This window comes from Pelomonas aquatica (genome assembly GCF_026712205.1).
Taxonomy (GTDB): Bacteria; Pseudomonadota; Gammaproteobacteria; order Burkholderiales; family Burkholderiaceae_C; genus Pelomonas; species Pelomonas aquatica.
This window is the reverse complement of sequence record NZ_JAPPUW010000005.1, coordinates 36,049-62,901: the sequence shown is the minus strand read 5'-3', so window position 1 is coordinate 62,901 and position 26,853 is coordinate 36,049. Positions and strand designations below refer to the sequence as shown.

Genomic DNA, 26,853 nt, shown 5'->3' with positions numbered 1-26,853 from the left:
CCACGGCAACCGCTGGAGGGGCGGCGGCGCTGCGCGCGCCTGACAATGCGGGGATGCCTGCCACGCTCTCCGGCCAACTCGTCGTCGCCATCTCCTCGCGCGCCCTCTTCGATTTCGAGGCCGAGAACCAGGTCTTCGAGGCCGAGGACGATCATGCCTATATGGCCCTGCAGCAGCAGCGCCTGGACGAGCCGGCGCCGCCCGGCGTGGCCTTCTCGCTCGTGAAGAAGCTGCTGGCCTTCAACGCCGGCGGCGTGCCGCGCGTCGAGGTGGTCGTGCTGTCGCGCAACGACCCGATCTCGGGCATGCGCGTGTTCCGCTCGGCGGCCCATTACGGCCTGTCCATCGAGCGCGGCGTGTTCACGCGCGGCGCGGCACCGTGGCGTTATCTGCGGCCGCTGTCGGCCCAGCTCTTCCTGTCCGCCAACGAGGCCGACGTGCGCTCGGCGCTGGCCGCCGGCGTGGCCGCGGCGCGCGTGATGCCGCTGTCCCGCCAGGCCTCGGCCGAACACCCCGGCGAGCTGCGCATCGCCTTCGACGGCGACGCCGTGCTGTTCTCGGACGAGGCCGAGCAGGTCTACCAGCGCGACGGCCTCGCGGCCTTCCGCGAGCACGAGAGCGAGCGCGCCCGCCAGCCGCTGCCGGCCGGCCCCTTCAAGCCGGTGCTGGAGGCCCTGCAGCGCCTGCAGCACGAGCCCGGCATGCGCATCCGCACGGCCCTGGTCACGGCACGCAGCGCGCCGGCCCACGAGCGCGCGATCCGCACGCTGATGGACTGGCGCATCGAGGTCGACGAGGCCATGTTCCTCGGCGGCCTGGCCAAGGGCGAGTTCCTGCGCGAGTTCGAGCCCGACTTCTTCTTCGACGACCAGGCCGGCCACGTCGAGAGCGCGGCCGCCCATGTGCCGGCCGGCCAGGTGGCCGCGGGCGTGGCGGCCGGCTGAGCCCTCTCAGGGCAGCAGGTTCAGCGCCAGGCTGCGCTCGGCCAGCCACAGCGTGGCCAGCGCCGCGATGGCGCTTGAGCCGCCCGGTACGATCCAGCGCCGGTAGGCCGCACGGGCCCTCAGCAGCAGGGCCAGCGGCAGCAGCAGCGCGACGACGGCGAGCTGGCCCAGCTCCACGCCGAGGTTGAAGCCCAGCAGCGGCAGCACGAGTTCGTGGCCGCGCAGGCCCAGGTCCTTCAGCGGCCCGGCAAAGCCCACGCCGTGCACGAGGCCGAAGACGGCCACCATGCTCCAGCGCGGCCCCGGCACGAAGGGGCGCAGGTTGTCCAGCGCGGCCAGCAGCACGGTCAGCGCGATCAGCGACTCGACCCAGCGCGACGGCGGGGCTATGACGCCGCCGGCGGCCAGGCCCAGCGTGATGGAGTGGGCGACCGTGAACGCCGTGACCAGCCTCAGCGTCTCGGCGAAGGCGCCGCGCGCGCCGGCCCGCGGCGCCCAGCCCGCGCCGTCGCGGCGCCAGACGGCCACCAGCAGCAGGGTGACGAGGAAGAGCACATGGTCCAGCCCGCTGGCGATGTGGGCCATGCCCTCGGCGACGAAGCCGGCGAAGCCGCGGCTCTCGGTGCCCAGCCGCTGCGGGCCGGCGCCGGGCACCAGCAGCAGCGGCTCGCCCGCCGCGCCGACGAGGCGGGCCAGGCCGCGGTGGCCGGCGTCTGTGGCGGCGAAGAGGCGGTAGTCGATCTGCAGTTCGTGCACGGCCGCCGCGCAGCGCCAGTGGCCGACGAGCACCGCGTGCGTGCCGTCGCTGTGTTCATCGAGCTGGGGCGGCGCGCGGTCCAGCGCGCGGCAGGCGGCGCCATCGGCCGTGAAGCGCAGGCCTTCGGCGGCCAGGCGCTCGATGTCGGGCCAGCGCGCACGCACCTCGCCCCAGCTCAGCTGGCCGTCGCCGTCGGCGTCCAGCGCGAGGTCGCGGTCGAGGTCGCGCAGCGCGATGTCCAGGCGTTGCTCGACCTCGGCGCCGTCCACGCGATAGCTCAGGTAGGCCTCGCTGGACTGGTGGGCCTGGGCCGCGGTGCAGAACAGCAGCAGCAACAGCCAACGGATCACGACGCAAAGCTCCTGTCGAGGGCGGTGAGGCGCACATCCTGCCAGCCCTTGTCGCGCAGCTGCCGTGCGAGCTGCGCCCGCGTCGCGTCGCCGTCGCGCCCGGCCGCCAGGGCTGCGCGCAGCAGCAGCAGCGCATCGGCCGGCTCGCGCTGCAGGGCCCAGTTGACACGGGCCAGGCGCAGGGCCTCGTGCGGCTGCGCCTGCACGTCGAGGGCGAAGCGGGCCTGCTCGCGCGCGTGGCGGCCGGGCTCGCGGCGGTCGGCGGCGGCGAGGCGCTCGCGCAGGCGCTCCATCAGCGTTGCCGGGCGGCCGAGCTGGCGCAGCGCGATGGCGCGGCGCAGCAGCAGCGCGTCGGCCTCGGCATCGGGGCTGCGCTCCAGCAGCGCCAGCGCCTCGGCGGCGCGGCCGCGCGCGAGCAGCCAGTCGGCCCAGGCGGCACGGGTGTAGACCGCGTCTTCGCCGGCCAGGGCCAGGCGGTAGAGGGCCGGCGCGGCGGCTTCGTCGCCCAGGCGCTCGGCCAGCTCCGCGCGCATCAGCGCCAGCCAGGGGTCGGGGGCCAGGCCGCGCCCGGCGCCCAGGCCGGCCAGCGTCCGCGCGGCGGCGGCGGCCTGGCCGGACAGGCTGGCCAGTTCGGCCAGGCAGGCCGCGGCGGGCCGGGCGGCCAGCGGCCGCAACTGCTCGCACAGCGCGCGGGCCTCGGGCAGTTCGGCGCGCAGCTGGTGCAGGGCCGCGGCGTCGAGCAGGGCCTGGGCGCGCTGCGCGTCGTCCAGCCCGCCGCGCGCGAGCAGGCCATGCAGTTCGGCCTGGGCCGCGTCGAACTCGTGGCGGGCCTGCAGCACATGGGCGCGCAGCAGCACGGCCTCGGGCGGCGCATCGGCACGCGGCCACCAGGGCGCGAGCGCGGCCTCGGCCACGCCGAGCTCGCGCGGGTCGCCATGCACGCGGGCGCGCTGCAGCGCGGCACGCGCGGCGGCGGCGGCCAGCGGCAGCTGGGCCGGGTCGCGCGCCAGGGCCGCGTGGCGCGCGCGCTCGGCGGCGTCGATGCGATAGGGCAGGCGCTGCACGATCTCGGCGTCGTCCCTGGGCACGAAGGGTTCGGCCGAGGCCGTCAGCGCGCCCGCCGCCAGCAGCAGGGCAAGGGGCAGGCGCGCCATGGTCACAGCGGCTGGGGCTCGTCGGTCTCGCTGACGGCCACGTCCGCGCTGGGCAGCGCGAGCGGCTCCACGCCGTCCTGGGCCGGCAGCGCGTTGAGGTAGCTCACCATCGCCGCGGCCGACGCGATGGCGCTGTCGGGCACGGCCGTGGCGGCGGCCGGCGTCTGCGCCGGCGCCATGCCGCCGTCGCCATAGCCGCCTCCGCCACAGGCCGCGAGCACCAGGCCGGCGGCCAGGGCCGCCGATGCCGAAAACAGGCTTCGCATGACGGCCTCCTTCACTTGGTGCCCGGGATGGGCGTGTTGAGATAGGGGAAGGCCGGCAGCAGCGGCACGACGGCCTGGTCGACGCCGTCGTGCAGCTTGAAGGCCGTGGCGCCCAGCGGCACGGCCGAGGGCTTGCAGGCCGCGCCGAAGCCGAGCTTGTCGGTATCGCCGTTGGCCATGCACAGGCCGCCCATCATCGCGACGAGGGAGATGTCGACCACGTCGTCCTTGGGTCGGCGGCCGTTGGGGAAGCCCGCGCTGTCGCTGCCGCCGGCGAGGATGTTGCCGACGATGCCGAGGCGGTTCTGCTGCGCGAAGGGCACGGGAGCGATCGCCGTGTTCAGCCGCAGCATCTCGGACGCGACGACGCCCGCTGGCTGGTTGACGCCCTTGATGCCGGTCAGGAAGGCCGTCACGAGGTCGTTGCGCGGGAAGTTGGTCGGCGCCGTGTTGGGCAGGGCCAGCGCGATCTCGAGCAGGGCGGGCAGCGTCGGGTTGGTCACGTAGTCGAGGAACTGCGCGTCGTCCTTGGGCTTGGAGGCGTTGTACTTGTCCTTGTCCTTCAGGCCGATGACGACCTCGTTGACGAGGGGCATGCCCAGGCGCGACACCTGCACCCAGGCGCCGCCGGGCTTCTCGCTCGCCTGATGGCCGCTGCCGGGCTTGGGGTTGATCAGCCGGCCCTGGCGCAGGCTGGCCGTCGTCCAGCCGCCGATGACGTCGCCGCCGCTCGGCGAGGACTTCAGGCAGTCCTTGTGGACCTCCAGCGCCAGCGTCGTGACGTTCTTGTCCGCGAGGGCGTTGGGCACCGCATTGATCTGGCTGGGGTCGGTGAGGACCGAGACGGGCGCGTTGACGAGGTCGAAGATGGTGCCGAGGTTGACCGCGAACGGGTCCTGGCGCTGGCCGACGAAGAGCTTGCCCGGCATGCCGCAGCCCGGGATGTTGACCGTGTAGATGTGCTTGGCCGCGTAGGCGGCGTAGTCGGCGATGGTCTTCTTGCCGATGTTGTCGACCGGCTTGTCGAAGGTCGTCGCGCCGTTGGCCGCGTTGCTGACCGGCTGCGCGGTGCCGACGCGGCGGTCGCCGCGCACGACGGTCAGCGTGTAGCTCTCGTTGACCTGCAGGTTGGCGTCCTTCACGTTGGACACCGCGCCGGACTGGATCAGCGGGATGTCGACCTGCTTGCCGCCGATCGTCAGCGCCGTCCCGGCGCCGTTGTTGGACAGCGTGTTCTTGAAGCGGAACTGGAAGCTCAGATGCTCCTTGGCATCGCCGACGTTGTCGATGTGGATCTCGTAGAGCGCGTTCGGGTCCATCGAGAAATAGTTCGGGCCGGCATAGCCGTCCTGCAGCGGCTGGTAGTTCGCGATCAGCGTCACATAGCCGTCGCGGCCGGCCTCGTAGCTGCGGAACATATAGAAGTCCGTCGCGTCGACCTTGGGCACGGTCGTGATGAAGGGGGCTTCGCGGTGGCTGGAAGCCTGGGCCGCGCAGGCCAGGCAGAGCAGCGCCACGCCCAGGGCGCTGCGCGTGAGTCGAACTTTCATGGGGGCATCCTGTGTGAGGCGATGCCGGCTTGGCATCTGAAGTGCTCTACGGCGCGCCCCCGCCCCCGGATTCAACCTAGAAACGGCAGTTGGGCGCGCCCGAGGGGCCGCCGAGGCGGGTTGCCGGCAAGGCGCGACGACGAAGTGGGCTCGTGCCCACGAGAAGGAGCAACGCAGCCGGCGGCCCGAAGCGGCGGTCCAGCGGGCGGGCAGCGCTGCCCAACGGCGTGGTGAACTTTGCGCAATGAGCAAGACATGGACGCACTGAGACTGCCGATGAATAGCGAGCGGTCAACTGCCGTTTCTAGGTTCAATCGATGTGACGAATCGCCCGCTTGTAGCCGGCTCACACAATCGCGCCACTTTCAGGAGAGCCGAATGCCCCGTTTCCGTCTTGCCGCCCTCGCCGCCGCACTGTGCGCCACCAGCGCCTGGGCCGGCAGCAGCGGCTTCTATCGCCAGCCCGCGCTGCGCGGCGACCAGGTCTATCTCGTCGCCGAGGGCGACCTCTGGCGCGTCGGCGCCCAGGGCGGCGAAGCCCGGCGCCTGACCACCCACCCGGGGCTGGAGAGCCAGCCCGTGGTGTCGCCCGACGGCCAATGGCTGGCCTTCACTGCGCAGTACGACGGCGGCACCGAGCTCTATCTGATGCCGGCCGGCGGCGGCGTGCCGAAGCGGCTGACCTGGGAAGGCAGCGGCATGAAGGCCTGGGGCTTCACGGCGGCCGGCGAAGTTGTCTATACAGGCCTGGACGGCCGCCCAGGCACCCAGCTGTTCGCCATCGACGCGGGCACCGGCCAGCGCCGCCAGCTGCCCGTGGGCCAGGCCAGCGACGGCGCGCTGAGCGCAGACGGCAGGACGCTGTACTTCACGCGCAGCGGCCTGCGCAGCGACAACGCCCGCCAGTACCGCGGCGGCGCCATCGCGCGGCTGTGGGCGCTGGACCTGGCCGGCAATGCCGAGGCCCGGCCGCTGCTGGCCGAGGGCAACAACGACCGCCGCCCCATGCCCTATGCCACGGCGGCCGGCGAGCGCGTCGCCTTCCTGTCCGACCGCGACGGCACGGTCAATGTCTGGAGCGTCAATGCCCAGGGCGGCGACCTGCGCCAGCACACCACGCACAGGGGCTGGGACATCCGCCACGCGTCCATCGACGGCAGCCGCGTCGTCTACGCGCTGGGCGCCGACCTCTGGCTCGTCGACCTGGCCCAGGCCGCCGCGCCGCGCAAGCTCGACATCGCCCTCGGCGGCGACTTCGACCAGCAGCGCGAGCGCTGGGTCAAGAAGCCGCAGGACTTCCTGACCGACACGGCCTTCGCGCCCAATGGCGAACGCGCGCTGCTCGCGGCGCGCGGCCATCTCGCGACGCAAGGCGTGCAGCAGCTGCGCCGCGCCGAACTGCCCCAGCCCGCCGACGGCCGCTGCCGCAAGGCCGAGTTCAGCGCCGACAGCAAGAGCGTGTTCGGCATCTGCGACTTCAGCGGCGAGACCGAGATCTGGCGCTTCGCGGCCAACGGCACGGGCCAGCCCGAGCGCATCACCAGCGGCGCCACGACGCAGCGCCGCAACCTGATGCCCTCGCCCGACGGCCGCTGGATCGCCCACACCGACAAGGAAGGTCGCATCTGGCTGACCGACCTGAAGGCCCCCGCCGCCACGGCAACGCGCGAGATCGCCCACGGCAGCGTCGGCGACCCGCCCCAACTGCTGGCCTGGAGCCCCGACGGCCAGGCCTTGGTCTGGGCCCGCCCGCTGCGCCAGGTCGACCGCAGCCAGCTGCAGCTCTACAGCGTGGCCGATGGCCGCACGCACACGCTGACCAGCGACCGCTACGACAGCGACGCCGCCGCCTTCAGCCCCGACGGGCACTGGCTCTACCTCGCGTCCAAGCGCAATTTCGCGACCACCGGCGGCAGCGCCCCCTGGGGCGACCGCAACACCGGCCCCTTCTTCGGCTTGCGCAGCAAGCTCTACGCGCTGGCCCTGCAGCCGGGCCTGCGCTCGCCGTTCGCGGCCAGGGATGAGCTGGAGACGCCCGCCGAGAAAAAGGCCGACGACAAGGCCGGCGCCGACGGCAAGAAGGCGCCCGAGAAGAAGCCCAATCCCGCCATCGCCTTCGATGGCCTCGCCGAGCGCCTGTTCGAGCTGCCGCTGCCGGCCGGCGACTTCCATGCGCTGCGCACGGACGGCAAGCGGCTGTGGTTCCTGGACCGCGACCTCGACGGCAAGAGCCAGCTCAAGTCCGTCGCCATCGACAACCAGGGTAGCCCGGCCGAAACCCTGGCCGGCGACGTGCGCGAATACGAGCTGAGCGCCGACGGCAGGAAGCTGATGCTGGTGCGCAACCAGGGCAGCGGCGCGGCGCCCGAGGTTCTCATCGTCGACGCGGCGCCCAAGCTGCCGGCCGAGCTGGCCAAGGCGCAGGTGCGCTGGAGCGACTGGCAGATCGCCACGCAGCCGCGCGCCGAGTGGAAGCAGATGTTCGCCGACGCCTGGCGCATGCACCGCGACCACTTCTACGACGTCAAGATGCACGGCGTCGACTGGCTGGCCGTGCGCGCCAAATACGAGCCGCTGGTGGAGCGCGTGACGGACCGCTACGAGCTGGCCGAGCTGATGGCCGAGATGGTCAGCGAGCTGGGCGCGCTGCACAGCCAGGTCGGCCCCGGCGACACGCGCAACGGGCCGGACGAACCCGGCCTGGCCGGCCTGGGCGGGCGCTTCTCGCGCGTGGCCGACGGCTGGCGCATCGACGCCATCTACGGCGCCGACCCCGAGCTGCCGTCCGAGGCCGCGCCGCTGGCCGCGCCCGGCCTGGGGCTGAAGGTGGGCGACGTCATCACGACGCTGAACGGCCGCCCCACGGCCGGCGCGCCCCATCTGCTGGAGCTGCTGCGCGGCCAGGCCGGCCGCCAGGTGCTGCTGGAGGTGAGACTGGCCGGCGGCAAGACGGTGCAGCGCATCGTCACGCCGGTGGCCCAGCCGCGCGAGAACCAGCTGCGCTACAACGACTGGCGCGTCGGCCGCGCCCGCGCCGTGGAGCAGGCCGGCCAGGGCCGCATCGGCTATGTGCATCTGCGCGCGATGGGGCCGGCCGACATCGCCGACTTCGTGCGCGAGTTCTACGCCGCCAGCGACCGCGACGGCCTCATCATCGACGTGCGCTACAACAACGGCGGCAACATCGACAGCTGGATCCTCGAGAAGCTGCTGCGCCGCGCCTGGGCCTTCTGGCAGCCGCGCTCGCCGGCCGGCGCGCCGGTCTACGCCAATATGCAGAACGTGTTCCGCGGCCACACGGTCGTGCTGATGAACGAGGACACCTACTCCGACGGCGAGACCTTCTCCGAGGGCTTCAAGCGCCTGAAGATCGGCCCCGTCATCGGCAGGCGCAGCTCGGGCGCGGGCGTGTGGCTGTCCGACGGCAACCGCCTGCTCGACAACGGCATCATGCGCGCCGCCGAGGACGGCCAGATCGACGCCGACGGCCGCTTCCTGATCGAAGGCATCGGCGTGTCGCCCGACATCGAGGTCGACAACCCGCCGCGCGCGAGCTTCATGGGCCAGGACGCGCAGCTGGACGCGGCGATCGCCGAGCTGAAGCGGCGCATCGCCGCACAGCCGGTGCCGCAGGTGAGGCCCGGGCCGTATCCGCGGCCGGTGCAGCCGCGCACGAAGGCCGAGTGAGCGACCGCCATGCGCCGGCTCGTCCGCTGCACGCTATGCCTCAGCGCGGCCTGCGGTGCCGGCCTGGCGCCGGTGGCGGCGCAGGGGGCCGGCTCGGGCGTCGGCGGCACCGTGACGCTGTGGCCCACGCAGCCCGGCCCGCAGCGTCGCGGCGAGGCGGGCACGGCCCCCTTTGCCGACGCCACCATCGAGCTGCGCGATGCGCGCGGCCGCCCGATCGCGACCTCCCGAACCGACGCGGCGGGGCGCTTCCGCATCCCGGCGCGACCGGGGCGCTCCGAGGTTCGTGTGCGGATCCACAACAGCCCCCTGCCGCGGTGTGACAGCGTGCAAGCCGTCGTGCAGGCGCAGCAGACCGTCGACGTCACGATCGCCTGCGATTCCGGGCTGCGGTGAACGCGCGCTCATGCCCTGCAAACAGGGGATGACATCGTTTCGACGGGTTTACAACCGATGTGCCTTTCGTTCACGATGTGCGCACCTGCCTGTCCGAGCCGGGCCTGCAGCCTCACCGTCGACCGCGCGCGACGCCGGCTCCATGAAGGTCGGTGATCGGCGTTGTCGTCGCAACCACACCAGGAGCACGCATGAGAAGAGCCGGATCAACACACGCCGCGTGGCTTGCATTGGCGCTGTCCTTCGTGGCCACCTCGTCCGCGCAGGCCGCCCCCAATGCCAACGGCGTCGAGGTGACGCATGCCGAGCACGCGACGCTGAAGTCGCTGCGCGGCTCGATGCCCAGGCCCGACGAGCTCAGCAAGAGCGGCCGCGAGCATGCGGCCAAGCCCCTGCCCTGGCTCGACGGACCCGGCACGCCCAGCGACGGCGCGCTGCAGTCGCAGACCATCCTGCCCGCCGCGACGACGCCCGGCCTGGGCTTCGACGGCATCGGCCAGGGCTTTACCGGCCCGCAGGGCAGTTTCACCGTGAATTCCGCGCCGCCCGACACCAACGGCGCGGCCGGCACGACGCAATACGTGCAGACGGTCAACACCGCGCTGGCCGTGTTCGACAAGGCCAGCGGCAATGTGCTGTACGGCCCGGTGCCGATCAACACGCTGTTCCAGCCGCTGGGCGGGCGCTGCGCGTCCGACAACGACGGCGACCCGGTCGTCGTGTTCGACAAGCTCGCGCAGCGCTGGGTCATCTCGCAGTTCGCGGTGACGACCACGCCCTACTACCAGTGCGTCGCGGTGTCGCAGACCGCCGACGCGACGGGCGCCTACAACCTCTACGCCTTCAGCTACGGCTCGGTGTTCCCGGACTACCCGAAGATGGGCGTGTGGCCCGATGCCTACTACATCAGCTTCAACATGTTCACCAGCACCTTCCAGGGTGCGAAGGCCTGCGCCTACGACCGCAGCGCCATGCTGGCCGGCAGGGCGGCCACGCAGCAGTGCTTCCAGCTCTCCACGAGCTATGGCGGCCTGCTGCCCGCCGACCTCGACGGCACGACCGCGCCGCCCGCGGGCTCGCCAGGCATCTTCATGGCGCGCGGCTCGAACTCGCTGTACCGCTGGCTGATGCAGGTCGACTGGGCCACGCCGGCCAACACGAGCTTCTCGGGCACGCCGGCGTCGCTGCCGGTCGCGTCCTACGCCGCCGCCTGCGGTGGCGGCACCTGCATCCCGCAGGCAGGCGTGTCGCAGAAGCTCGATTCGCTGGCCGATCGGCTGATGTTCCGTCTTGCCTACCGCAACTTCGGCAGCTACGACAGTGTGGTCGTCACCCATTCGGTGCAGGTGGGCGGCACGCGCAAGAGCGGCAATGCCGCCGTGCGCTGGTACGAGGTGCGCAACCCGCGTACCGCCACCGCCGTGTACCAGCAGGGCACCTTCAACCCGGACGGCACCTGGCGCTGGATGGGCTCGATCGCGCAGGACAAGCAGGGCAATATCGCGCTGGGCTACAGCGTGTCGAGCACGGCCATCCATCCGGGCATCCGCTATACGACGCGCGCGGCCAATGATCCGCTGGGCACGATGCAGGCGGAGACCTCGATCCTCGAGGGCGCTGGCTCGCAGACGGGCTCCAACCTGGCGCGCTGGGGCGACTACAGCGCGATGACGGTGGACCCGGTCGACGACTGCACCTTCTGGTACACCACCGAGTACCTGAAGAGCGACGGGGCCTTCAACTGGTCCACGCGCATCGCCTCGTTCAAGTTCCCGGGCTGCATCTGAATCCGGGCCGCGCACGCGAAAAAGGGAGGCTCGGCCTCCCTTCTGCTTTCTCTCGCCGCGCCGCTCAGCCCAGCACGACCCGCGCGAACTTGCGCTTGCCGACCTGCAGCACATGCTCGCCGGCGTCGAGCTTCAGGCCCTTGTCGGACAGCAGCTCGCCGGAACGGCGCACGCCGCCCTGCTCGATCATGCGCAGGCCCTCGCTGGTGGAGGCCACCAGGCCGGCCGCCTTCAGCACCTGGGCCAGCCCCAGCGGCGCGCCGCTGAGCTGCACCTCGGGGATGTCGTCCGGGATGCCACCCTTGGCACGGTTGTTGAAGTCGGCCTCGGCCGCATCGGCCGCCGCGGCGCTGTGAAAGCGCGCGGTGATCTCCTTGGCCAGTGCGACCTTGGCCTCCTTGGGGTTGCGCCCGCCTTCGACCTCGGCCTTCAGCTGGGCGATCTCGGCGATGGACCTGAAGGACAGCAGCTCGTACCACTTCCACATCTGCACGTCGCTGATCGACAGGATCTTAGCGAACATGGTGTTGGCCGGCTCCGTGATGCCGATGTAGTTGTTCTTGGACTTGGACATCTTCTCGACGCCGTCCAGGCCCTCCAGCAGCGGCATGGTCAGGATGCACTGCGGCTCCTGGCCGTATTCCTGCTGCAGGTGGCGGCCCATCAGCAGGTTGAACTTCTGGTCGGTGCCGCCCAGTTCCAGGTCGCTCTTCAGCGCCACCGAGTCGTAGCCCTGCATCAGCGGGTAGAGGAACTCGTGCACCGAGATCGGCGTCTGGCTCTGGAAGCGCTTCGTGAAGTCGTCGCGCTCCAGCATGCGGGCCACCGTGTACTTGCTGGCCAGTTGGATCATGCCGGCCGCGCCCAGCGGCTCGCTCCATTCGGAGTTGTAGCGGATCTCGGTGCGCGCCGGGTCCAGCACCAGCCGGGCCTGGGCGTAGTAGGTCTCGGCATTGGCCTGGATCTGTTCCTTGGTCAGCGGCGGGCGGGTGGCGTTGCGGCCTGAAGGGTCGCCGATCATGGAGGTGAAGTCGCCGATCAGGAAGATGACCTCGTGGCCCAGGTCCTGCAGCTGGCGCATCTTGTTCAGCACCACGGTGTGGCCGACGTGGATGTCGGGCGCCGTCGGGTCCAGGCCCAGCTTGATGCGCAGCGGCACGCCCGTCGCCGCCGAGCGGGCCAGCTTCTTCGTCCACTCGGCCTCCGGCAGCAGTTCGTTGACCCCGCGGCGGGTGACGGCCAGGGCCTCCAGAACGGCATCGGTGATCGGGAATTGGGCGGCGTCGGACATGGCGGCTCAGCACCCGGCGGCGGGCCGGACGCGATTGTTAAGTTGTTGATCCATCGGGGTAAACCGGCATGCCGGGTGGACAGGAGCCGTTAGAATTCACCCTTCGGATCGGGGGTGTTGCTTCAACACAACCGGCATGGATTTTAAGGGCAGCATGGTTTTGAACTCCGCGCTGCCCTTCGCATGGAACCGGCCTGGCCGGGATTGCCCCAGCGACAACCCCGGGATGCCCGCGCGTGACCGCAGTTCAGAAACGTCTGCATCAGCTTCAAACAGCGTTGAAAAGCGCTGAAGCCTTCGCCGCCAGGCATCCGCGCGCGCTGACTGCCTCCGTCGTCGGCATCCTCAGCGGCTTCGCCGTGACCGCCTTCGGCATCGCACCGCTGGCGCCCGACGCGGCCGAGCTGCCGCGCCGCACGCTGGTCGAAGCCCTGCCCACGCCCGACATCGCGGCCCAGCTCGACGAACTCTCCGCCCACGCCATCGGCCTGACCCGCGCCGAGGCCACCCGCTCCAGCGACACGCCCGACAGCCTGCTCAGGCGCGCCGGCGCCTTCGACCCGGCCGCCGCCGCCTTCCTGCGCACCGACCCGCTGGGTCGCCGCGTGCTGCAGGGCCGCGCCGGCAAGATGGTCCACCTGACGGCCGACGCCGCGGGCCAGGTGCAGAAGATCGTCGTGCGCTTCCCGGCCGAGAAGGTCGAGCAGCAGGGCACGCACTTCACGCGCCTGACGATCGAGCGCGACGGCGCGCATTTCAGCGCCCGCACCGAGACCGCGCCGCTGCAGACCCAGGTGGCCCTGGGCAGCGGCACGATCCGCAGCTCGCTGTTCGCCGCCACCGACGACGCCAACATCCCCGACGCCATCGCCTCGCAGATGGCCGACATGTTCTCCGGCGACATCGACTTCCACCGCGAGCTGCGCAAGGGCGACCGCTTCAGCATCGTCTACGAGACGCTGACGGCCGACGGCGAGCCCGTGACCTGGGACGGCGGCGTCGGCCGCCTCGTGGCTGGCGAGTTCACGAACAACGGCCGCACCTACAGCGCCGTCTGGTTCAAGGACCAGGCCACCGGCAAGAGCAGCTTCTACGGCTTCGACGGCCAGAGCAAGCGCCGCGCCTTCCTGGCCAGCCCGATGGAGTTCTCGCGCATCACCAGCGGCTTCGCGATGCGCTTCCACCCCATCCTGAACACCTGGCGCCAGCACAACGGCGTGGACTACGGCGCGCCCACCGGCACGGCCGTGCGCTCCGTGGGCGACGGCACGGTCGAAATGGCCGGCTGGCAGAGCGGCTTCGGCAATGTCGTCAAGATCCGCCACGGCGGCGACCGCGAGACCGTCTACGCCCACCTCAGCAAGATCGACGTGAAGAAGGGCCAGCGCATCGAGCAGGGCCAGCGCGTCGGCGCCGTCGGCATGACGGGCTGGGCCACCGGCCCGCATCTGCACTTCGAGTTCCACGCCGGCAGCCGGCTGATGGACCCGCGCACCATCGCGCGCGCCTCCGAGGCCGTCACGCTGCCCAACTACGCCAAGGCCCAGTTCCAGCAGATCGTCGCCAGCGTGAAGACCCAGCTGTCGGTCGCCGAGACGATGGATGGCGTCTCCGCCGCTGAGTAAACCGTCGGCCCTCTACATCGGGCTGATGTCGGGCACCTCGCTCGACGGCATCGATGGCGTGCTCTTCGACGCGGATGCGATGGCCGTCATCGGCCATGTGCACGCCCCCTTCGCCCCGGCGCTGCGCGACGAACTGCTGGCGCTGAACGCGCCCGGCGACAACGAACTGCACCGCGCCGCGCTGGCGGCCAATGCCGTCGCGCGCGGCTATGCCGACCTGGTCTCGCAGCTGCTGGAGGCCACGCGCACGCCGCGCGCGCAGGTACGCGCGCTGGGCGCCCACGGGCAGACGGTGCGCCACCGGCCCGGCGGCATCGAGGCCTACACGACCCAGCTGCTGAACGGCGCGCTGCTGGCCGAGCAGGCCGGCATGGCCGTGATCTGCGACCTGCGCAGCCGCGATGTCGCCGCCGGCGGCCAGGGCGCGCCGCTGGTGCCGGCCTTCCATCGCGCCGTGTTCGGCGCCGCGGGCCGCGACGTGGCCGTGCTGAACCTGGGCGGCATCGCCAACCTCAGCCTGCTCTTCGCCGACGGCCGCACGGGCGGCTTCGACTGCGGCCCGGCCAACTGCCTGATGGATGGCTGGATCGCCCGCCGCCGCGGCCTGGCCTACGACGCCGACGGCGCCTGGGCCGCAACCGGCCGCCTGCTGCCCGAACTGCTGGCCGCGCTGCTGGCCGAGCCCTGGTTCGCACTGCCGCCGCCCAAGAGCACGGGCCGCGACCTCTTCCATCAGCACTGGCTGGACGCGCGGCTCACGCCCGGCCTCGCGCCCGAGGACGTGCAGGCGACGCTGCTGGAGCTCAGCGCGCGCTGCGCGGCCGCCGCGCTCCGTGCGCAGATGCCCGGCGCGACAAGGCTGATCGCCTGCGGCGGCGGCGCGCTGAACGGCGCGCTGATGCGCCGCCTGGCCGCCCTGCTGCCCGGCGCCGCCGTGCAGACCAGCGCCGAACACGGCCTGCCAGTGGATCAGGTCGAGGCCGCCGCCTTTGCCTGGCTGGCGCATCGCTTCGTCGAGCGGCTGCCGGGCAACCTGCCCACCGTCACCGGCGCCGCGGGGCCGCGGCTGCTGGGTGCGCTCTACCCCGCCTAGGCTTCGCCGGCTTCCGCCTCGCCGTGGGCGGCGGCCGCGCGGCTGTCCCGCGCGTCGAGCTGCCAGAAGATGCCCGCCGAGGCCATCGTGATCAGGGCCATGCAGCCGAAGGTCGCGCGGAAGGCATCCAGCGTCTGCGCACCGCCGCTGCCGAAGACATCCGTGAAGGCCGCCAGCACCGCACCGGCCGCCGCGACGCCCATACCCATGGCCAGCATCTGCACCATGGACAGCAGGCTGTTGCCGCTGCTGGCCGTGTCGGGCCCGAGGTCCTTCAGCGTCAGCGTGTTCATCGCGGTGAACTGCATCGAGTTGACGGCGCCGAACACGGCCAGCTGCAGGATGCGCAGCGCCAGCGGCTGGCCGGGCGACGCGAACACGAAGCTCATCATCGTCAGGCCGACGAGGCCGGTGTTGACGACCAGCACGCGGCGGTAGCCGTGGCGGGTGATCAGGGGCGTCGTCATGCGCTTCATCGACATGCTGGCGATGGCCACGGGCAGCATCATCATGCCGGCCTGGGCGGGCGAATAGCCCATCGTCACCTGCAGCAGCAGCGGGATCAGGAAGGGCATGCAGGAGCTGCCCAGCCGCGAGAACAGATTGCCCAGCAGGCCGATGCGCAGCGAGCCGACGCGGAAGAGCTGCGGCGAGAACAGCGGGTCGGGCCGGCGCAGCGCATGCAGCCAGTAGGCCGTCAGGCTGGCCAGGCCGAAGATCATCAGCACCAGGACCGAAGCCTGGCGCAGGCCCAGGCCCGACAGGCCGTCCAGCGCCAGCGAGATCGCGACCATGCCGAAGGCCAGCAGCAGATAGCCGGCGGCGTCGAAGCGCGCGACGGCGGCCGGCGGCGGCGTGGGCATATGGCGCAGCGTGGCCAGCGCGCCGACGACGCCGACCGGCAGGTTGATCAGGAAGATCCAGTGCCAGGACGCGACCTCGACGAGCCAGCCGCCCAGCGTCGGCCCGATCAGCGGGCCGATCAGCCCGGGGATGGCGACGAAGCTCATCGCCTGCAGGAAGCGCTCGCGCGGGAAGGTCTTCAGCACGACGAGGCGGCCGACCGGCAGCAGCAGCGCGCCGCCCGCCCCCTGCACGACACGCGCGGCCACCAGCACGCTCAGGCTCGGCGACAGCGCGCACAGCAGCGAACCGATGGCGAAGAGCACGATGGCGCCGACATAGACCCGGCGCGTGCCGAAGCGGTCGGCCATCCAGCCCGACGCCGGGATCAGCATGGCCATCGTCAGCGAGTAGGCGACGATGACGGACTGCATGCGCAGCGGGCTCTCGCCCAGGCTGCGCGCCATCGCCGGCAGCGCCGTGTTGACGATGGTGGCGTCCAGCGTCTGCATGAAGAAGCCGACGGCCACCAGCCACAGCAGCACGCGCAGGGACTGCTCCTGCCGAGGGTCGGTCGGGGGCGAGGAGGCTGCCATGGCTCAGAAAGCAGAAAACCGCCCGGAGGCGGTCTTCAGTGCAAGTGCCAGTGCCAACTCAGGCCGAGAAGCTGGAGCCGCAGCCGCAGGTGGTCGTCGCGTTGGGGTTCTTGATGACGAACTGGGCGCCCTGCAGGTCTTCCTTGTAGTCGATCTCGGCGCCCATCAGGTACTGCAGGCTCATCGAATCGATCAGCAGCGTGACGCCGTTCTTCTGCATCTGCGTGTCGTCGTCGTTGACGGCCTCGTCGAAGGTGAAGCCGTACTGGAAGCCGGAGCAGCCGCCGCCCTGCACGAAGACGCGCAGCTTCAGCTCGGGGTTGCCCTCCTCGGCGACGAGGTCGCGCACCTTGTCGGCGGCGCTGTCGGTGAACACCAGCGGGGCGGGGATGTCGGTAGCGGGGGTTTCGAGAACGGCGCTCATCGAAGTTCCTGGAATCTGGGAGATGCCTGATTGTCGGCGGAAATGAAAAAGGCCGCACGATCGTGCGGCCTCTTTGAACGCGAAGCGTCGATCAGCGCTTGCTGAACTGCTTGCGGCGACGGGCGCCGTGCAGACCGACCTTCTTACGCTCGACTTCACGCGCGTCACGCGTGACGAAGCCGGCGCGGCTCAGTTCGGGCTTGAGCGTCGCGTCGTAGTCGATCAGCGCGCGGGTGATGCCCAGGCGCAGCGCGCCGGCCTGGCCGGACTCGCCGCCACCGTGCACGTTCACCTTGATGTCGAAGGCCTCGCCGTTGTTCGTCAGCAGCAGGGGCTGCTTGGCGATCATGATCGAGGTCTGACGACCGAAGTAGGCGTCGATGGCCTTGCCGTTGACGATGATCTGGCCCGTGCCCTTCTTGATGAAGACGCGAGCGACCGACGACTTGCGGCGGCCAGTGCCGTAGTTCCAATTTCCGATCATGGCCGTTCCTTAGATCTCGAGAGCCTTGGGCTGCTGAGCGGTGTGCGGGTGCGTGGGACCTGCATAGACCTTCAGCTTCTTGACCATGGCATAGCCGAGCGGGCCCTTGGGCAGCATGCCCTTGACGGCCTTCTCCAGCGCGCGGCCGGGGTGCTTGGCTTGCATGTCCTTGAACTTCGTGGCGTAGATGCCGCCAGGGAAGCCGCTGTGGCGGTAGTACACCTTGTCGGTGGCCTTGTTGCCGGTCACGCGGAGCTTGTCGGCATTGACGATGACAATGAAATCACCGGTGTCGACGTGAGGCGTGTAGATGGCCTTGTGCTTGCCGCGCAAACGGAGTGCCACTTCGCTGGCAACACGTCCGAGCACCTTGTCGGTGGCGTCAATCACAAACCACTCGTGCGTCACTTCGGCCGGCTTGGCGCTGAAGGTCTTCATGAGAGTAGCTTTCGCTGTGCCGACCCCTCAAAGAAGAAGCCGGCGATGGATGGCTGAAACTTCGGCCGGCCTCGGTGCTGTGTCTGTTGCACAACCTCTCGGACGGATTTTTCCCGCAGCCTTTTGACGGAAAAGCCCACGAGTGTACCAGCGCGATCGATGGCTTGGAAAGGCCCGGCGCGCTAATCTAGCCATCTCCAAGATTCAGCCATGCCCGGAACCCCTCCCGCCGCCCCCGAGCCCTCGCCCGCCGACCCGGCGGACTGGGACCACGAGCTGTCGGCCTTCGGCCCCGATCCGAAGACCGCGCCAACGCGGGCGCCCGCGGAGCCGGGCGGCGGCCCGCTGGCCAGCGCCCGCGCGGCGCTGGAGCGGCTGTCAACCTGGGTGCCCATCCACGCGCTGGCCCGGCGCCACCGCCGCCGCATCGTCGAGCACCTGCTCGCGCTGGAGCCTCACGACCGCTATCTGCGCTTCGGCTACCCGGCCTCGGACGAGCAGATCCACAAATACGCCCTCGGCATCGACTTCGGCCGCGACGAGGTGCTGGGCATCTTCAACCGCCGCCTGCAGCTCGTCGCGCTGGCCCATCTGGCCTACGAGCCACCGCCGCCGAGCCCGTCGCAGCGCACGATGGCCGAGTTCGGCGTGTCGGTGCTGCGGCAGTCGCGCGGCCGCGGCCTGGGCCGGCGGCTGTTCGACGCCGCCGCCCTGCACGCACGCAACCGCGGCGTCGACACTCTCTTCATCCACGCCCTCAGCGAGAACCGGCCCATGCTGCGCATCGCCGCCGCCGCGGGCGCCGTCGTCGAGCGCGACGGCGGCGAGTCGGCCGCCTGGCTGCGCCTGCCGCCGGACACCGTGGGCTCCCAGGTCGAACAGGCGCTGGACCGCCACCTCGGTGAGCTGGACTTCCAGTTCAAGCGCCAGGCCCAGGTGCTGAGCGGCATCGTCGACAGCGTCGCCGAGGTCAAGGCCCATTTCGACGCCTCGGACCGCGAAACCAAGGAATAAATGGCGGCGGGATGACGCGGCCGGCGACAGCGTCAAGCTCGCCCTCCCCCTCAGGCCGGGGGCATGGGGGCTAGCGAGTAATGTGTTTTAGGGACATTGAGCTACATTGCCCGACCATTGCGCCGCAAGAAACGTCGGCGTTGTCGCCAAACTCCGCCAAGGGACATGCCGTACGCCATCTATTGGATCGCCGCGCTGGCTGTTTGCGTGCTGGGCCTTGCCATCGGCTTGGTCTGGGCCTTGCGGCGGCCGGCTCACGCCAATAAAGGCCTGCCGGCGGAGTGGTCGCTCACGGCGCGGCCCGTGTTCACGGCCGACGAGCGGCGCGTCTTCCGGCTGCTGCGCGAGGCCCTGCCCCACCATATCGTGCTGTCCAAGCTGCCGCTGGTGCGCTTTTGCCAGCCGACCGAGGCCAAGGAAGTGCGCTACTGGTTCGACCTGCTCGGCGCCTCGCACGTGACCTTCGCCGTCTGCAGCCCCAACGGCCGCGTGCTGGCCGCCATCGACCTGGACGGCGAGCGGGGCGTCACGCCGCGCAGCCTGCAGATCAAGCATGCCGTGCTGTCGGCCTGCCGCGTGCGCCATCTGCGCTGCGCGGCGGACCACCTGCCCAGCGTCGCCGAGCTGCAGCTCCTCGTGCCCCAGGGCAGCAACCCGCGCGGGCCGCTGCCGGCGCCCGCCGCCAGCCCCGCCCTGCCGCGCCGCCGCGGCCTGGGCGAGGACGAATTCGGCAGCGACTGGGGCCAGTTCTCGCAGCCCTTGCCGCTGTGGCAGGACGCCAGCGTCTTCGGCGGCCATGACGCCTTCGGCGAGCCGCGCCCGCGCATGCCGGCCCAGACCCTGCGGCAGCCGATGCCGCAGCGCCGCACCGTGCAGCGCAGCCTCGACACGGCGCGCTACAACCCGCGCACCCTGCCCGTGCTGGACGATGCGGACGAAGAGGCCATGATGGACGACATCGTCGGCATCGTCGTCGACGCGCCGCGCTACGCGACCCAGCGCCCCCGCCGGGGCTGAGCCTTACCGGCGACACTCGCCGGATGCACCCCGCGACCCCTGACCTCAGCTTCGGCGACCTGACGCCGGAGTTCATGCTCGACGCCCTCGACGCCGCCGGCCTGCGCGCCGATGGCCGGATGCTGCAGCTCAACTCGTTCGAGAACCGCGTGCTGATGGTGCATCTGGAGGACGGCGGCGCGGCCGTGGCCAAGTTCTACCGACCGGCCCGCTGGAGCGACGCGCAGATCCTGGAGGAACACGGCTTTGCCGCCGAGCTGGCCGCGGCCGAGGTGCCGGTGGCCGCACCGTGGCTGCTGGGCGGCGGCTCCACCCTCTTCCACTACCAGGGCCAGCGCCTGGCCGTCACGCCGCGCCAGGGCGGGCGCGGGCCGGAGCTGGAAGACCCCGAGGTGCTGCGCTGGATCGGCCGGCTGCTGGCCCGGCTGCACGGCGTCGGGCGGCAAAAGCCCTTTGCCGAACGCCTCGCCTGGGCCAGCGCCGCGCCGGCCCGGGCGGCGCGCGACTGGCTGATGGCCAACGACGCCATCCCGCCCGAGATCGCGCCCGCCTGGGACGACGCCGCCCGGCGCTGCCTCGACGCCATCCAGGCCGCCTTCGACGGCCTGCCCGGCCTGCAGCTCACACGCCTGCACGGTGACTGCCACCCCGGCAACATCCTGTGGACGCCCGACCGCGGCCCGCATTTCGTCGACCTCGACGACGCCGTCACTGGCCCCGTCGTGCAGGATTTGTGGATGCTGCTGCCCGGCCAAACCGACGAAAGCGAGGCCGCCCGCCATCTGCTGAACGCCGTGCTCGACGGCTACGAGCAGATCGCCGAGTTCGACGACCGCGAGCTGCGCCTCATCGAGCCGCTGCGCACGATGCGCATGATCCACCACAGCGCCTGGCTGGCGCGCCGCTGGGGCGACCCGGCCTTCCCCATCGCCTTCCCGTGGTTCGGCACGCCCAACTACTGGCTGGACCAGGTGGCCAAGCTCAGGGAACAGCTGGAGGCGATGAAGCCCAGGACGGCGATGCCGACGCTCGCCCGGGACGAGGACGTGGTGGATTTCGACGGCGACGGATTTGCCTGAGCTGCCGCTCTCGGCTCAAAGATCCAGCACGTAGACGGTGGCGCTCGCACGCTCGGCGGCGCTGTGCCCCACCAGGCCGCGATCCCATTCCGGCCCCATGGCGCCCGTCGTGGCCGCCGCGCCCGCGGTCATGACCGCCACCTCCTCGGTGCCGGCATCGATCTCGGCCACCGGCTCGCGTTTGACCGTGAAGAAACGGGCGACCTGGACCGCGCCCGCCGAGATGACGACCAGATAGCGCGTGACCTGCCGCAGTTCCCGCGGCGAGTGCCGCGCCGGTACCTCGTGACCGAAGCCGTGGTTCATGCTGCCTCCTCGCCCGCATGGGCCGCAGGCCGCGACGACGGCCTGCGCAAGCCATTGTGCGCCGGCGCGCTGCCGGGCCGGGTTGCCCACCACAAAATACTGGATGCAATTACAGTATCGTGGTCTCATCCAGGCTCCGGCTTCTTCCCTCCGCACCGCCTCCACCCGGCCATGCAGCCCGCTTCCATTGCCACCACATCCATCGCGACGACCGCGCACGGCCGCCTGCCGCTGGACGACGCCCGCCTGCAGGGCCGGCTGTGGCGCGGCAGCAGCCTGGGCGCAGCCGCCGCCCCCACCCTGCCCAGCGGCTTCGCGGCGCTGGACGCCGAACTGCCCGGCGGCGGCTGGCCGCTGCAGGCCGCCACCGAGCTGCTGACGCCCCAGCCCGGCGTGCTGGAGTGGCGGCTGCTGGCCCCGGCCCTGAGCGGCTGGTGGGCCGGCCAGGCCGGGCCCGGCGCCCGCCCCGGCCGCCGCGCCCAGGCCGCCGCCGCGCCGGCCCTGCGCTCGCTGCTGCTCATCAACCCGCCGCACGCCCCCCACCTGCCCGGCCTGCAGGCGCTGGGCCTGCCGCCGGCGGCGCTGGTCTGGGTAGCGGCCGCCACGCCGGCCGAAGCGCTCTGGGCCGCCGAGCAGGCCGTCAAGTCGCGCGTGGCCGTGCTGGCCTGGCTGCCCGAAGCGCGGCCGGAGCAGGTCCGGCGCCTGCAGGTCAACGCCCTCGGCTCGGATGCCCCCCTCTTCCTGATCCGGCCGGAGCGCGCCGGCCAGCAGTCCTCGGCGGCGCCGCTGCGACTCGTCGTCAAGCCCGGCGAGGGCTGGCGCCTCGACGTGCACCTGCTCAAGCGCCGCGGCCCGGCGCACGCAGGCTGGCTGAAGCTGGCGGCCGTGCCGGGCGCCGTGGAGCCGCTGCTGACGGCGGCCAAGCGCAAGGGCCCGCCCGCGCCTGCGCCCACACCGGCCCGCCCCCCGACGGAGCGCCACGATGCGCTGGCTCGCCCTGTGCCGCAGGCCTGATGCGGCCGCCGGCGACAGCGACGCCCTGGCCTGGCTGGCGCTGAGCTTCACGCCGCGCGTCGCCCGGCTGGAGGAAGCGGTCGTGGCCGAGGTCTCGGCCAGCCTGCGGCTGTTCGGCGGCGCGCGCGCGCTGCGCCAGAAGCTGCAGGCCGCGGCGACGCAGGCCGGCTTGGCCCTGGGCGCCGCGGCCTGGGCGCCCACCGCGCTCGCCGCCCTGGCGCTGGCACGCTGCCCGCAGCACCCGCAACAAGGCCGCCTGGCCGAACGCCTCGACGCGCTGCCTCTCGCCGCGCTGAGCGCCGCCCAGGCCCATCACGCGATGCTGGCCCGGCTGGGCTGCCAGCGCCTGGGCGAACTGCGCCGGCTGCCCCGCCCCGCGCTGGCCAGGCGCTTCGGCCCCGGCCTGCTGGCGGCCCTGGACCAGGCCTACGGCGACCTGCCCGAGGCCCACGCCTGGCTGACGCTGCCCGAGCGCTTCGACGCCCGCCTGGAGCTGCCCTGGCGCGTCGAGCATGCGCCGGTGCTGCTGCATTTCGCCGAGCAGCTGCTGCGCCAGCTCTGCGCCTTCCTGGCTGCCCGTCATGCCGGCGTGCGCGCGCTGCGCCTGGCCTGGCAGCACGACGCGATGCGCGCGCGCGACGTCGCCGGCGGCGGCGAGCTGACCGTGGCCACGGCCGACACCACGCGCGACCTGCGCCGCCTGTCGCGCCTGCTGGCCGAGCACCTGGCCCGCACGACGCTGGCCGCGCCGGCCGGCGAGCTCCGCCTCAGCGCCGACAGCGTGCTGCCGCTGGAGGAAGGCAGCGCCGGCCTGCTGCCGGGGCCCGCCGACCCCCAGGAGCGCACGACGACGAACGCGCTGCTGGAACGCCTCTGCGTGCGCCTGGGCGCCGGCCGCGTGCGCGAAGGCCGGCTGCACGAAGACCACCGCCTGGACCACATGCAGCGCTGGCATCCCTGGCCCGCCCCGCCCGCGCCGGCCGCACGGCGCCCGCCCGGGCCCCAGCCCACCTGGCTCGTCGAGCCGCCGCAGCCGCTGCGCTGCGATGCGCAGGAACAGCCGGTCTTCGCCGGGCCGCTGGCGCGCATCAGCGGCCCGCACCGCATCGAGGCCGGCTGGTGGCAGGGCGGCGGCCTGCAGACCCGCGACTACTACGTGTACCGCAGCGCCACGCGCGGGCTGCTGTGGGTCTATCACGAGCGGCTGCCGGCCTCGGCGACGTCGGGATGGTTCCTGCACGGGGTGTTCGCGTGAGATTCGCGCCGCCTCCGCCCTATGCCGAGCTGCACTGCCTGTCGGCCTTCAGCTTCCTGCGCGGCGCCTCCGAGCCGGCCGAGCTGATGGAGCGCGCCGGCACGCTGGGCTACGAAGCACTCGCCATCACCGACGAATGCTCGCTGGCCGGCGTCGTGCGCGCGCACAAGCAGCTGCGGCTGATGCGCGAGGCCGCGGAACACGCCGCGAAGAAGGCCGCCGAAGACGCCGGCACCGAAGCCCAGCCCATCCCCGCGCTGCCCCGGCTGCTGATCGGCAGCGAGTTCCTCGTCCGCGACGACGCCGGGCAGCCGCGCTTCAAGCTCGTGCTGATCGCGCAGAACCTGCACGGCTACGGCAACCTCAGCCAGTTCATCACGCGGCTGCGCCGCGCCAGCCCGGTCAAGGGCGAATACACGCTGCACTGGCGCCAGATCGCGCCCGAGAAGCTCGCCGACTGCCTGGCCCTGCTCGTGCTGCCGCGCGACGCCAGCGACGCCGGGCTGGCGGCGCCCGCGCACTGGGCGCTGCGCCACTTCGCCGGCCGCGCCTGGATCGCCGCCGAGCTGCTGCGCGAGGCCGGCGACGCGGCCTGGCTGCAGCGCCTGCAGGCCCTGTCCGAAGACACCGCCCTGCCCCTGGTCGCCGCGGGCGACGTGCACTTCCATGTGCGCTCACGCAAGGCCCTGCAGGACGTCATGACCGCCACGCGCCTGGGGCGCCCCGTGGCCGAGTGCGGCTTCGACCTGCAGCCCAATGCCGAACGGCATCTGCGCAGCCGCCAGCGCATCGCGCAGATCTGCCCGGCCGGGCTGATGGCCGAGACGCTGAACGTCGCGGCGCGCTGCACGTTCAGGCTGGACGAGATCAGCTACCGCTACCCGAGCGAGGTCGTCCCCGCAGGGCTGACGGCCAACCGGCATCTGCGCATGCTGACCTACGAAGGTGCAGCCCGACGCTGGCCCGATGGGCTGGCGGACAAGTGGCGCGATCGCATCGAGCACGAACTCGAACTGATCGAAGACCTGCGCTACGAGCACTATTTCCTGACCGTGGCCGACACCGTGGCATTCGCGCGCAGCCAGCAGATCCTTTGCCAGGGCCGCGGCTCGGCGGCCAACAGCGTCGTCTGCTATTGCCTCGGCATTACCTCCGTCGACCCGCAGGAAAGCACGCTGCTGTTCGAGCGCTTCATCAGCCGCGAGCGCGGCGAACCGCCCGACATCGACGTCGACTTCGAGCATGAGCGGCGCGAGCTGGTCATCCAGCACCTCTACGCCAAATACGGCCGCGACCGCGCCGCGCTGACGGCCGTCGTCATCTGCTACCGGCCCAAGAGCGCCATCCGCGACGTCGGCAAGGCGCTGGGCTTCAGCGACGCGCAGCTGGCCCTCATGAGCAAGGACCACAGCGGCTGGCCCGGCCAGGTGCTGCCCGAGAACCACCGCGCCGCGCTGCTGCAGCAGCCGGGCCTGCTGGGCGTGCATGAGGACGACCCGCGCCTGCAGCAGCTCGTCACGCTGGGCCGCCAGCTCAACGGCCTGCCGCGGCATCTGAGCCAGCACGTCGGCGGCTTCGTGCTGACCGAAGGACCGCTGGAGCGCCTCGTGCCCATCGAGAACGCGACGATGCAGGGCCGCAGCGTCATCGAGTGGGACAAGGACGACATCGACGAGCTGAAGATGATGAAGGTCGACGTGCTGGCGCTGGGCATGCTGACGGCCATCAAGCGCTGCTTCGACCTGCTCCAGCCGATACGCGGCAAGGCCTACGAGCTGGCCACCATCCCGCAGGACGACACGCCCACCTACGACATGATCTGCGCGGCCGACACCATCGGCGTGTTCCAGATCGAGAGCCGCGCGCAGATGTCCATGCTGCCGCGGCTGCGGCCTCGCAATTACTACGACCTCGTCGTCGAGGTCGCCATCGTCCGCCCCGGGCCCATCGAGGGCGGCATGGTGCATCCCTATCTGCAGAACCGCGCGAAGAGCGAAAACGACATCGACTATCCCAAGGGCCTGAAGGACGCCCTGTGGCGCACCCGCGGCGTGCCCATCTTCCAGGAACAGGTCATGCAGATCGCAATGCTGGCGGCAGGCTTCACGGCCGGCGAAGCGGATGAACTGCGCCGGGCAATGGCCTCGTGGAAGCGCCCGGGCGTGCTGGAAAAATACTACGACAAGGTCGTGCTGGGCATGCGCAAAAACGGCTACGAAGACGAGTTTGCCGAACGCATCTTCCGGCAGATCAAGGGCTTCTCCTCCTACGGCTTCCCCGAGTCCCACGCCGCCAGCTTCGCGCTGCTGACCTATGTCAGCTCCTGGCTCAAATGCCACGAGCCGGCGGCCTTCCTGTGCGCGCTGCTGAACTCCCAGCCGCTGGGCTTCTACACGCCCAGCCAGCTGGTGCAGGACGCGCGCCGGCATCACGTCGAGGTGCGCGCCATCGACGTCAATCACAGCGACAAGGACAGCAGGCTGGAACTGCGCGGCGGCGAGCACCACCCCGCCGTCCGCCTGGGCCTGCGCCTCGTCAGCGGCCTGGGCGACGACGCGGCCGAGCGCATCGAGACGGCCCGCGCCCGCGGCGGCGAATTCGCCCACCCGCAGGACCTCGCGCTGCGCGCCCGCCTCACGCAGCAGGACATGCAGCAGCTCGCCGCCGCCGACGCCCTCACCAGCCTCGCCGGCCACCGCCGCCAGCAGGTCTGGCAGGCCTCGGCCCTGCACGCGATGCCGGCGCTATTGCAAGGAAGCCTGCTGCCCGAGGACGAGCTCGAACTGCCCGCCGCCGCCGAGGGCGAGGAAGTGCTGTGGGACTACGCCGCCACCGGCCTCACGCTGCGCCGCCACCCGCTCGCGCTGCTGCGCCCGCGCCTGGCCAAGCAGGGCCTGCTGAGCGCCCGGCAGCTCGACGGCCTCAGGAGCGGCAGACGCGCCAAGGCCTGCGGCATCGTCACCGGCCGCCAGAAGCCGCAGACCGCCAAGGGCACCCTCTTCGTCACGCTGGAAGACGAGACCGGCAATGTGCAGGTCATCGTCTGGAACAAGGTCTACGAAGCGCACCGCAGCACCATCCTCGGCGCACGGCTGCTGGCCGTGGAAGGCATCTGGCAACGCGGCGACGGCGACGTGCGGCATCTGCTGGCGCAGCAGTTCACCAATCTCAACCCGCTGCTGGGGAGATTGCCGACGGAGAGTCGGGATTTCAGGTGAGGGGCTGGCTATTGCCTTGAAGCCCGAAGGCGGGCATGTGAGGCTTTCGCCCCATCAGCGACATCCACGCCCTCGAATTCGCCGCCCTGAAGCCGTCGCTCAGACCCAGGCGGCACACCCGAAGAAGGCGGGCCCACGGCGTGCTGTGAGCGGCCCGGCATCTATCCGGCGGCAGTCATCGTCGTCCTGGTCGGCCGGATGGTGATTCGCGACGCGTGGCGCTCAGCCTTGCCAAGACCGCGGGACACGGAGGCGGGCCGCGAAC

The 26,853-nt window shown here is 71.6% G+C and carries 22 protein-coding genes; 12 read left to right on the top strand and 10 right to left on the bottom strand.

All coding sequences use genetic code 11. The features are described 5' to 3' along the window. The first annotated feature begins 53 nt into the window (after positions 1-53). Positions 54-944, top strand: coding sequence for a 5'-nucleotidase (locus tag NYP07_RS06575; protein WP_268148671.1), 891 nt, complete (start codon positions 54-56; stop codon positions 942-944). A 6-nt stretch (positions 945-950) separates the two neighbouring features. Here NYP07_RS06575 and NYP07_RS06570 read toward each other — a convergent pair whose 3' ends face one another. Genes NYP07_RS06570 through NYP07_RS06555 form a run of 4 tightly spaced genes read right to left on the bottom strand, consistent with a single transcriptional unit; the run spans position 951 to position 5,021 of the window. Continuing rightward, positions 951-2,051, bottom strand: a complete 1,101-nt coding sequence (locus NYP07_RS06570) for a HupE/UreJ family protein (protein ID WP_268148669.1) — start codon at positions 2,049-2,051, stop codon at positions 951-953. Further along, the gene (locus tag NYP07_RS06565; RefSeq protein WP_268148667.1) at positions 2,048-3,205 is read right to left on the bottom strand and encodes a hypothetical protein; all 1,158 of its coding nucleotides are present in this window, start codon (positions 3,203-3,205) and stop codon (positions 2,048-2,050) included. The genes NYP07_RS06570 and NYP07_RS06565 overlap by 4 nt, the downstream gene beginning before the upstream one ends. A gap of 2 nt (positions 3,206-3,207) precedes the next feature. After that, positions 3,208-3,471 (bottom strand): hypothetical protein, encoded by a 264-nt coding sequence (locus tag NYP07_RS06560; protein WP_268148665.1) that lies wholly within the window; start codon positions 3,469-3,471, stop codon positions 3,208-3,210. 11 nt (positions 3,472-3,482) lie between these two features. After that, positions 3,483-5,021: a DUF4331 domain-containing protein gene (locus NYP07_RS06555; protein WP_268148663.1), complete on the bottom strand. Its 1,539-nt coding sequence runs from the start codon at positions 5,019-5,021 to the stop codon at positions 3,483-3,485. 378 nt (positions 5,022-5,399) lie between these two features. Between NYP07_RS06555 and NYP07_RS06550 the strand changes: the two genes are divergently transcribed. The 3 genes from NYP07_RS06550 to NYP07_RS06540 all read left to right on the top strand — a co-directional run bounded on the left by NYP07_RS06550 (position 5,400) and on the right by NYP07_RS06540 (position 10,891). Further along, positions 5,400-8,708 carry a S41 family peptidase gene (locus tag NYP07_RS06550; RefSeq protein ID WP_268148661.1) on the top strand — a complete coding sequence of 1,103 codons (3,309 nt, stop codon included), beginning with the start codon at positions 5,400-5,402 and terminating at the stop codon, positions 8,706-8,708. A 9-nt stretch (positions 8,709-8,717) separates the two neighbouring features. Beyond that, positions 8,718-9,104 carry a carboxypeptidase-like regulatory domain-containing protein gene (locus tag NYP07_RS06545; protein ID WP_268148659.1) on the top strand — a complete coding sequence of 129 codons (387 nt, stop codon included), beginning with the start codon at positions 8,718-8,720 and terminating at the stop codon, positions 9,102-9,104. A 191-nt stretch (positions 9,105-9,295) separates the two neighbouring features. Next, entirely contained in the window at positions 9,296-10,891 is a 1,596-nt protein-coding gene (locus NYP07_RS06540; protein WP_268148657.1) for a hypothetical protein, read from the top strand. A gap of 64 nt (positions 10,892-10,955) precedes the next feature. Here the strand turns inward: NYP07_RS06540 and tyrS are convergent, their stop codons facing one another. Then, positions 10,956-12,182: a tyrosine--tRNA ligase gene (gene tyrS / locus NYP07_RS06535; RefSeq protein WP_268148655.1), complete on the bottom strand. Its 1,227-nt coding sequence runs from the start codon at positions 12,180-12,182 to the stop codon at positions 10,956-10,958. 278 nt (positions 12,183-12,460) lie between these two features. On the opposite strand from tyrS, the gene NYP07_RS06530 reads away from it, so the two are divergent. Beyond that, complete coding sequence (locus NYP07_RS06530; RefSeq protein ID WP_268148653.1) at positions 12,461-13,807, top strand: M23 family metallopeptidase; 1,347 nt, start codon at positions 12,461-12,463, stop codon at positions 13,805-13,807. After that, complete coding sequence (locus tag NYP07_RS06525) at positions 13,785-14,900, top strand: anhydro-N-acetylmuramic acid kinase (protein ID WP_268148651.1); 1,116 nt, start codon at positions 13,785-13,787, stop codon at positions 14,898-14,900. The genes NYP07_RS06530 and NYP07_RS06525 overlap by 23 nt, the downstream gene beginning before the upstream one ends. Here the strand turns inward: NYP07_RS06525 and mdtD are convergent. The 4 genes from mdtD to rplM all read right to left on the bottom strand — a co-directional run bounded on the left by mdtD (position 14,897) and on the right by rplM (position 17,685). Then, positions 14,897-16,339: a multidrug transporter subunit MdtD gene (gene mdtD, locus NYP07_RS06520; RefSeq protein ID WP_268148649.1), complete on the bottom strand. Its 1,443-nt coding sequence runs from the start codon at positions 16,337-16,339 to the stop codon at positions 14,897-14,899. The genes NYP07_RS06525 and mdtD overlap by 4 nt on opposite strands. A gap of 58 nt (positions 16,340-16,397) precedes the next feature. Then, positions 16,398-16,763, bottom strand: coding sequence for an iron-sulfur cluster insertion protein ErpA (gene erpA / locus NYP07_RS06515; protein ID WP_268148647.1), 366 nt, complete (start codon positions 16,761-16,763; stop codon positions 16,398-16,400). A 91-nt stretch (positions 16,764-16,854) separates the two neighbouring features. After that, complete coding sequence (gene rpsI, locus NYP07_RS06510; protein ID WP_268148645.1) at positions 16,855-17,247, bottom strand: 30S ribosomal protein S9; 393 nt, start codon at positions 17,245-17,247, stop codon at positions 16,855-16,857. Between the two features lie 9 nt (positions 17,248-17,256). Beyond that, entirely contained in the window at positions 17,257-17,685 is a 429-nt protein-coding gene (gene rplM, locus NYP07_RS06505) for a 50S ribosomal protein L13 (protein ID WP_088482271.1), read from the bottom strand. Between the two features lie 210 nt (positions 17,686-17,895). Between rplM and NYP07_RS06500 the strand changes: the two genes are divergently transcribed. From NYP07_RS06500 to NYP07_RS06490, 3 genes are all read left to right on the top strand, one after another. Continuing rightward, entirely contained in the window at positions 17,896-18,699 is an 804-nt protein-coding gene (locus tag NYP07_RS06500) for a GNAT family N-acetyltransferase (protein WP_268148640.1), read from the top strand. 165 nt (positions 18,700-18,864) lie between these two features. After that, positions 18,865-19,716, top strand: a complete 852-nt coding sequence (locus tag NYP07_RS06495; protein ID WP_268148638.1) for a DUF2726 domain-containing protein — start codon at positions 18,865-18,867, stop codon at positions 19,714-19,716. 23 nt (positions 19,717-19,739) lie between these two features. Further along, entirely contained in the window at positions 19,740-20,795 is a 1,056-nt protein-coding gene (locus NYP07_RS06490) for a serine/threonine protein kinase (RefSeq protein WP_268148636.1), read from the top strand. A gap of 15 nt (positions 20,796-20,810) precedes the next feature. Here NYP07_RS06490 and NYP07_RS06485 read toward each other — a convergent pair whose 3' ends face one another. Further along, on the bottom strand, positions 20,811-21,101 hold the full coding sequence (locus tag NYP07_RS06485) for a hypothetical protein (RefSeq protein WP_268148634.1): 291 nt from the start codon (positions 21,099-21,101) through the stop codon (positions 20,811-20,813). A gap of 171 nt (positions 21,102-21,272) precedes the next feature. Here NYP07_RS06485 and NYP07_RS06480 point away from each other — a divergent pair, with 171 nt between their 5' ends. From NYP07_RS06480 to NYP07_RS06470, 3 genes are read left to right on the top strand one after another with little or no spacing between them, the layout of a single operon-like run. Then, entirely contained in the window at positions 21,273-22,115 is an 843-nt protein-coding gene (locus tag NYP07_RS06480; protein WP_268148632.1) for a recombinase RecA, read from the top strand. Next, positions 22,084-23,370, top strand: coding sequence for a DNA polymerase Y subunit UmuC family protein (locus NYP07_RS06475; RefSeq protein WP_268148630.1), 1,287 nt, complete (start codon positions 22,084-22,086; stop codon positions 23,368-23,370). The genes NYP07_RS06480 and NYP07_RS06475 overlap by 32 nt, the downstream gene beginning before the upstream one ends. Beyond that, complete coding sequence (locus NYP07_RS06470; protein WP_420852382.1) at positions 23,343-26,588, top strand: error-prone DNA polymerase; 3,246 nt, start codon at positions 23,343-23,345, stop codon at positions 26,586-26,588. The genes NYP07_RS06475 and NYP07_RS06470 overlap by 28 nt, the downstream gene beginning before the upstream one ends. Positions 26,589-26,853 lie beyond the last annotated feature (265 nt).